The sequence below is a fragment of the Caballeronia sp. genome, from assembly GCF_028292365.1.
In the GTDB taxonomy this organism is placed as follows: Bacteria; Pseudomonadota; Gammaproteobacteria; order Burkholderiales; family Burkholderiaceae; genus Caballeronia.
On sequence record NZ_JAQGMM010000637.1, the window covers coordinates 1 to 7,386 of the forward strand.

A 7,386-nucleotide genomic window follows, 5' to 3' on the forward strand; every position below is an offset into this window, starting at 1 on the left:
ACGTAGCCGATGTTGCGGCCGGCGTCAGCCAGCTTGTTTCCTCATCGGGCACTTGCGCAACGACAGCCGCAGGCACTTCAACCGCAAACTGGTCCGTGGGCAGCGTCTCTGGAAACGGCTCGGGCAAGGGTGGTAAAAGGGGGAATTGCGGCGCGGGCGGTCACGGCCCCTAGCAACAACGCACTCGCGATACCACACGTCCAAATTTTCCACTGCAACAAGAACGGGCCGACGATCGCCGCGCCGCGAATAGCCCGCAGCGCCACGTTTACCGAACGGCCTGACAACAGCAAAAGCCGCAGCATCTTCATGGCCGGTCATCCGCAAAGCCGATCGTCCGCGCAACGCCATTGCGACTGAGCGCGATCGAACGTGAACGGATATTGCCAAGCCGCTCGTCGCCAATCATCTGGCCCGACAAAAATCCGTCGACTCCTGCTGCCGTCTCTGTCAACGCCATCCCACGACGCCAGGCACGCAGGGTACCGACAAGAAGCATCGCGCCTCCATCACCCACGCTTGTACCGTTCTTCACACCAAACGGATCGATAGCAAACGCGTCCCGGCGCGAAGGCTCCCGCCGCGTGATCGCCGGGAGGTTCTCGAATACTCTGAGCGTCGCTTCCAGGGCGAGCGCATTCGCCGCTCGTTTCATTTGCACAGCTTCCGGAACGACGAGTCTTGGCAACCCTTCCAGCGCATCGAGAAACCGCTGGATCTCGCCGAACGACCCTTCAGCGCGAAATTTCAGCGGGCGCTCGATCTCGAGCCCGTCGCCCTTCTGCGCCGACGGTTCGATCATGCCGATCCGCAAATCGCTCTGTGCAGCGAGCGTAGTCAGCTCGTGAAGTGCGTCGGCGACGGTCCAACGGATGAGCGGCGCACCGTCGCCTGAACGCGCGCGCATGCCAGGCAACTGCGCAGTCATTGCTCGCGCCCGGTCCAGGCGCTGCCGCGCGTCGTGCAATGCCGAACGGCTTACCTCAGTTCCGCTTGGATCGGAGGAGCGCCACAACGACACGCCCGCAGCAAACAGCAGCGCAGCAATCACGACGCCCGTGAGCGCGACCCGGTAACCGCTCCAGGCATCTACAGGCTGTAGCAATTGAAACCCGTGGGAGGATTTAGCGAGGCGGTTCATCGTGGGCTCCGGCTAACGGCTTTCTGCTTCGACAACACCTCTTGTCTCGCGGCCTTCAAGAGCTTCTGCGTTGCGTCGCCTCCGGTGCTATGCGTCCAACGCACGACGGCGATGAAATCGTAAGGGCTCGTCTTGGCCTGCAAATTGGCCGCACCGGGTTTCGCGACGGCTACTGCTGGGGGCTGCACAGCAACAACCCGGCGGCGCATTTCCACGATCTCCACAGTCCCTACGCCCGCCACTTTTTCAAGCCCTTTCAGCCACGCGGCGGCGGCGTGCGAATCCGGCGCGCTGGCGGCAAGCTCTACCTCGCTCACGCGCTGCGTCACCCGCTGCAAGCCGATATTCCCCTGCGATGTCCCCCACGCAAGCCGAGAAACCGGGCGCGCGGCTCGGCTAGTGGCACGGCGGCACTCTGTGTGCGCCGCTCCAGCGCTTGGCGCTCTACCAGGCGAGCATGCTCCGCGATCGGCCCGCTCAATTGCCGCAGCGCCACGTCGAGCGAGTCTCGTTTCTCTTCTATATGCCTCCGCTCCAACGCATCCCAGCCCGCTACCGCGCCGACCGCAGCACATCCGGCCAGACCCCGCGCCTGCGAGCAGCGCCAGCGCCTGGTTGCGGGCTCGACGCCGCGCACCGGACCGATACGGCAGCAGATTGAAGGTATGCAAACCCACTGCGCTCATGACATCACCTCGCGCAGCGCAAGGCCCATTGCGACCGCGAATAGCGACGAATGCGCGAAACGTTCGTCGACCCGTTGCGCGCCATTGCAAAAAGGGAGCGCATTCAAACGGCATGACCGGGCAGCCGAACAAAGCGGCAAGCATGGGTGTGGAAACGCCTGCGCGATTGAGCAGCTCGATATCCCCGCCGATATAAATCCAGTGCACGTCTGGATCGTCGCCAACCAGATCTGTCAGCGCGTCAGTCGCGCTCGAATACTCCGGCGTCGGATAACGCACCTCGTTCTCCACGCCGTCCGCGCCGACAACCCAGGCATGCAATCCAGCGCTCTCTACCCAGCAAGCGACAAAACGTTCACGCGGATCAATCTCCATACGTGCCGAATAAAGCAACGCGCGCAGCGCCGAGCCCGGTTCGCCATCGATCGCACTCAACACGATGTTTGCAGCGGCAGCCGTTTCCACGCGCGACTCCACGTATTGCCTCCCGGTGGCCGCAATCAATACCTCAGCGTCGCCGTTCGCGCGCGCCTCGATAGACCAGTCGACTGCGAGCGCGCCCCGTTCGATACCCGCCACGCGCTCGGCCTCTGCCAGCACGGCCGGTTCAAGCAAGCCGCGTGGATCACGCCCCGCCACTGCCGAAATGGCCACCTGGCTAGACTGCGTAAGTCGCGCGAGCGGCACTCGCGTGGTCAGCGTGGCCGATGCCGGCAACGCCATTGCACATCGCAGCGAGCGCAGTGCGCCTCGCGCGGCCAGCCGTGACAACGCTTCTCGCATCGCCGCCGTGATAGCCGGCCGGTCAATGAAATCCCCGCCGATCACTACGCCTGGTTCAAGCAGACCTCCTCCCGCCGCTCGACGCAAACCGGCCGGTTCGCGTGCCACCGCTTGCTGACAACAGCGAGCCGCAGGGCTCCTTCGGTAATGTCGATACCCGCCGCAAACCCGCGCGTAACGGTCAGGACCGATCCGCGCAATAGTGTTTCCGTGCCCATGCTCACCCTCTCTTTCCAGGCCGCGCACCGAACTGTTCGGGCGCTGGCAATGAAAGGATTGTGGGCAGCGGCAGTGGTTGCCACCATTCGTCCAAGTGGCTAACGTAAAGGGAGATGGGCGCTTAAAAAGCGCCAATGCCGGCGGGCACGAAACAAGCGTGGAAAGGTTTCAAATGAAGTTTCAAAAGAAGCGATGCAAACGTTAGCTGTCTCAGTCCGTCAACGCTTATCGTGGCAAAAGAGGTATTGCCGCACCCTGCGCGCAACACCTCAAGTAAGCCAGACGAAAGCCGGAAAGTTGGGCAGCTATAATCGCGGGACCGTTTTTTGGTGGTGCCATGCAATCTCAGTCTCCGTCGTCCCCTCCGTCCCGTCATCCCGATTCCCCGAAGCGTGTTCGCCCGCTCTGGATCAGGCTTCTGCTCGGATTGTTAATTTGTATTGTCGGGCTGATTATCAGCGCGGGGCTCGTGCTCGGTTACGCGCTGGTGGTGGCCCAGCCCAACTTGCCGTCGCTCGAGGCGCTCACCGACTACCGCCCGAAAGTACCGCTACGGGTCTACACGGCAGACCATGTGCTGATTGGCGAATTCGGTGAAGAACGGCGCAGCGTCGTGCGTATCCAGGACGTGCCGGATTACCTCAAGAAGGCGGTGCTCGCCATTGAAGACGCGCGTTTCTACGATCACGGCGGTGTCGACCTGACCGGTATCCTTCGCGCCGGCACAGTGGCGTTGACGAACGGCCACGCGTCCCAGGGCGCAAGCACGATCACAATGCAGGTCGCGCGAAATTTCTTCCTGTCGAGCGAAAAGACCTACACCCGCAAGATCTACGAAATGCTGCTCGCCTACAAGATCGAGCGCGCGTTGACGAAAGACCAGATCCTCGAGGTCTATATGAACCAGATTTATCTGGGACAGCGCGCCTATGGATTCGCGAGTGCCGCGCGGGTTTATTTCGGCAAGGACCTGAAGGACATCACGCTTGCCGAAGCCGCCATGCTCGCCGGCTTGCCGAAAGCGCCCTCCGCGTACAACCCGGTCGTCAATCCGAAACGCGCGAAGGTGCGCCAGCAATACATCCTGGAACGAATGCTCGAACTGCATTACATCACGCACGATCAATACGACGCCGCAGCCAAACAACCGCTCGTGGTGAAGGGCGCCGGGCGCGAGTTCAGCGTGCACGCCGAGTACGTGGCGGAAATGGTGCGCCAGATGATGTACACACAATATCGCGAAGAGGCTTATACGCTGGGCCTGAACGTGGTGACGACCATCGATTCCGCCGATCAGGACGCAGCGTACCGCGCGGTGCGCAAAGGTCTGATGGACTATGAACACCGGCATGGGTATCGCGGGCCGGAAGCGTATATCGATCTGCCCGCGGATCTTGACGATCGCGAACAGGCTATTGACGACGCTTTAGTCGATCATCCCGATAACGGCGAGATCGTCGCGGCGGTCGTTACTGAGGCTAGCCCCAAGCAGGTGAAAGCGAGTTTCATCGATGGCAACGTGGCAGTCGTTCAAGGCAGCGATCTGCGTTTTGTCGCGAGCGCGCTCAGCACGCGGGCGCAACCGAACCAGCGCATCCGGCCGGGCGCGATCGTGCGCCTGATGAAAAGCGACGACGACAACTGGATCATCACGCAACTGCCGCAAGTGGAAGGCGCGTTCGTTTCCATCGTGCCGCAGGACGGCGCGATCCGTGCGCTGGTGGGTGGCTTCGACTTCAACAAGAACAAGTTCAACCACGTCACCCAGGCGTGGCGCCAGCCGGGCTCGAGCTTCAAGCCGTTCATCTATTCGGCATCGCTGGAAAAGGGCTTGTCGCCGGCAACCATCATCAACGACGCGCCGCTCTACTTCAGCGCCGCTGAAACGGGCGGCCAGGCGTGGGAGCCGAAAAACTATGGCGGCGGTTTCGATGGCCCAATGGCCATGCGTACGGCGCTGATGAAATCGAAGAACCTGGTCTCCATCCGGATCCTGAACAACATCGGTCCGAAGTATGCGCAAGGTTATGTGACCAAGTTCGGTTTCGACGCCTCGCGTCAGCCCGCGTATCTGCCGATGGCGCTCGGCGCAGGCCAGGTCACGCCGCTCCAGATGGCGACAGGGTATTCGGTGTTCGCGAACGGCGGATACCGCGTGAATCCCTATCTGATCGCCGATATCACCGATCCGCGCGGCGCTGTGGTCTCGCATCCGCAGCCGCTGGTCGCCGGCGACACCGCGCCGCTCGCCATTACGCCGCGCAATGCCTACGTGATGAACAGCCTGCTTCAAAGCGTGGCGCAACGCGGTACCGGCGCGAGAACGAACCAGTTGAAGCGCACGGACCTTGCTGGAAAGACGGGCACGACGAACGACTCTCACGATGCGTGGTTCGCCGGGTACCAGCATTCGCTGGTGGCCATTGCGTGGATTGGGTACGACGCGCCGCGCAGTCTCGGTGATAAGGAAACGGGCGGCGGACTCGCGCTGCCGGTGTGGATGGACTACATGAGCCGGGCGTTGCGCGGCGTGCCGGAATACAAGTCGACCATGCCGCCCGATGTGGTCTCGCTAGGCGGTGAGCTGTATTTCGACGACATGACGCCGGGTCACGGATTCATCGCAACTATCGGTGTGAGTCAGGCCGTGCCTGAAGACGTCAGCGGCACATCGACGGCGCCCGCGCCGCAAGTGGGCGAGCAGGAAAAGCAGGACATCATGAATCTGTTCAAAGGGCAGTAAGCCGCGACTCGGGTCCCGGGCGTTCCGGGACCCGAGCGCAAAATCAAGCTGAAAAGTGAATCGGCTCGCCGGCTTGTTCGCTGGCGTACTGGCTGAGCGCTTCGAAAAACTCGCTGCCGTCGCGCGTGTTGCGCCATGCGCCGTCCACATAGCGGTAATGAAAACCGCCCGCTTTTGCCGCGAGCCAGAGCTCGTGCATCGGCGGCTGCAAGTTGACGATCAGCTTCGTGCGGTTCTCGAATTCGAGCGTTAAAACATTACCGCTGCGCTCGAATTCAACATCGGCTTCGAGGCCGTCCACGTCCCGCTCGATGGCCGCCAGCGCAGCCTCGGCGAGGGTCAGGTATTCGTTGTCGGTCATGCTAAACTCCATCGATTAATTAGTCAGGGACAGCAATGCAAGTCGTCTTCCGGATGAGCGCGATTGTAGCGGCTTTGGCCATTTCCGCCGGCACGCTGCTCGCGGCCTGTGGTCAGCGCGGACCGCTCTATTTGCCCGTCGCACCGCCGATCCCGGCCCGTCCCGCCAGCATGCCGCCGTTGCCGGTAAGTGATGCAAAAAGCGCGACCGCGCCGGCGGCAGCATCGTCTGCCTCGTCTGTTGATACTACCGGCGACGTTCCCGACACATCCGGCACGGCGCTTTCGCTCTCCCCCGACGACAATCTGAAATCATCGCCTTCGTCGGCATCGGCACCCAAAGCCGCGTCCTCCGGCGAATAATCGTTGCCATACCGCGCTTGGGCCCACGGCCTAAGCGCGTCAGCAGAACCAGAAAACTCATGACTCAATCCGCATTCTCGCGCGCCGACGGCGTGCTTCAAGTCGAAGGCGTTTCGGCCGTATCGCTGGCCGAACAGTTTGGCACGCCGCTCTACGTGTATTCACGCAGCGCGCTGACCGACACCTATCAAGCTTACGCCGATGCCTGCACCGGCCGCCGTGCCACCATTCACGTGGCCGTGAAAGCCAACAGCAACCTCGCGGTGCTGAACGTGTTCGCGCGACTCGGCGCGGGTTTCGATATCGTCTCGTCTGGGGAACTGGCGCGCGTGCTGGCCGCGGGTGGCAAAGCAGAAAACACGGTGTTCTCGGGCGTGGGTAAATCGGTGGCGGAAATGCGTGTAGCACTCGATGCCGGCGTGAAGTGCTTCAACGTCGAATCGATTCCCGAATTGCACGCGCTCAACGAAGTGGCCAAGGCCGCGGGCAAACAAGCGCCGGTATCGCTGCGCGTGAATCCTGACGTCGATGCAAAAACGCATCCGTATATTTCCACCGGCCTCAAGTCGAACAAGTTTGGCGTGGCCTTCAGCGATGCCCGCGCGACCTACGCGCAAGCCGCCGCCATGTCGAATCTGAACGTGATCGGCATTGATTGCCATATCGGTTCGCAGATCACGGAAGTGAGCCCGTATCTTGACGCCATCGATAAATTGCTCGAACTCGTGAAGCAGATCGAGACGGACGGCACGACGATTCATCACGTCGATGTCGGCGGTGGACTCGGCATTACCTACGACGACGAAACGCCGCCGGCTATCGGCGAATTCGTGGGCGCGGTGCTCGCGCACATTGAAAAACGCGGGCACGGTCATCGCGAAGTGTATTTCGAGCCGGGCCGTTCGCTGGTCGGCAATGCCGGCTTGCTGCTCACGCGCGTGGAATACCTGAAGCCGGGCGCGGATAAGAATTTCGCTTTCGTCGATGCCGCCATGAACGACCTCGCCAGGCCCGCGATGTACCAGGCGTTTCACCGCATCGAAGCGGCCGAAAACGGCGCGGCAAAAGCGCAGGTCTACGACGTGGTCGGC

Annotated in this window: 6 protein-coding genes; 3 read left to right on the forward strand and 3 right to left on the reverse strand. The window is 61.9% G+C overall.

The window, feature by feature from the left end; all coding sequences use genetic code 11:
- Positions 1–307: 307 nt before the first annotated feature.
- Both pilO and JWR14_RS36875 read right to left on the reverse strand, forming a co-directional pair.
- Entirely contained in the window at positions 308–1,141 is an 834-nt protein-coding gene (gene pilO, locus JWR14_RS36870) for a type 4a pilus biogenesis protein PilO (protein WP_299719446.1), read from the reverse strand.
- Positions 1,138–2,718, reverse strand: coding sequence for a hypothetical protein (locus tag JWR14_RS36875; RefSeq protein WP_299719448.1), 1,581 nt, complete (start codon positions 2,716–2,718; stop codon positions 1,138–1,140). The genes pilO and JWR14_RS36875 overlap by 4 nt, the downstream gene beginning before the upstream one ends.
- A gap of 448 nt (positions 2,719–3,166) precedes the next feature.
- Here JWR14_RS36875 and JWR14_RS36880 point away from each other — a divergent pair, with 448 nt between their 5' ends.
- On the forward strand, positions 3,167–5,572 hold the full coding sequence (locus JWR14_RS36880; protein WP_299719451.1) for a penicillin-binding protein 1A: 2,406 nt from the start codon (positions 3,167–3,169) through the stop codon (positions 5,570–5,572).
- 43 nt (positions 5,573–5,615) lie between these two features.
- On the opposite strand, the gene cyaY is transcribed toward JWR14_RS36880, so the two are convergent.
- On the reverse strand, positions 5,616–5,933 hold the full coding sequence (gene cyaY, locus JWR14_RS36885; RefSeq protein ID WP_299719452.1) for an iron donor protein CyaY: 318 nt from the start codon (positions 5,931–5,933) through the stop codon (positions 5,616–5,618).
- Positions 5,934–5,968: 35 nt separating this feature from the next.
- Between cyaY and JWR14_RS36890 the strand changes: the two genes are divergently transcribed.
- Together JWR14_RS36890 and lysA are read left to right on the forward strand one after the other, a co-directional pair.
- Positions 5,969–6,295: a lipoprotein gene (locus JWR14_RS36890; protein ID WP_299719454.1), complete on the forward strand. Its 327-nt coding sequence runs from the start codon at positions 5,969–5,971 to the stop codon at positions 6,293–6,295.
- Between the two features lie 59 nt (positions 6,296–6,354).
- A partial coding sequence (gene lysA / locus JWR14_RS36895; protein ID WP_299719456.1) for a diaminopimelate decarboxylase occupies positions 6,355–7,386 on the forward strand: 1,032 nt, incomplete at its 3' end.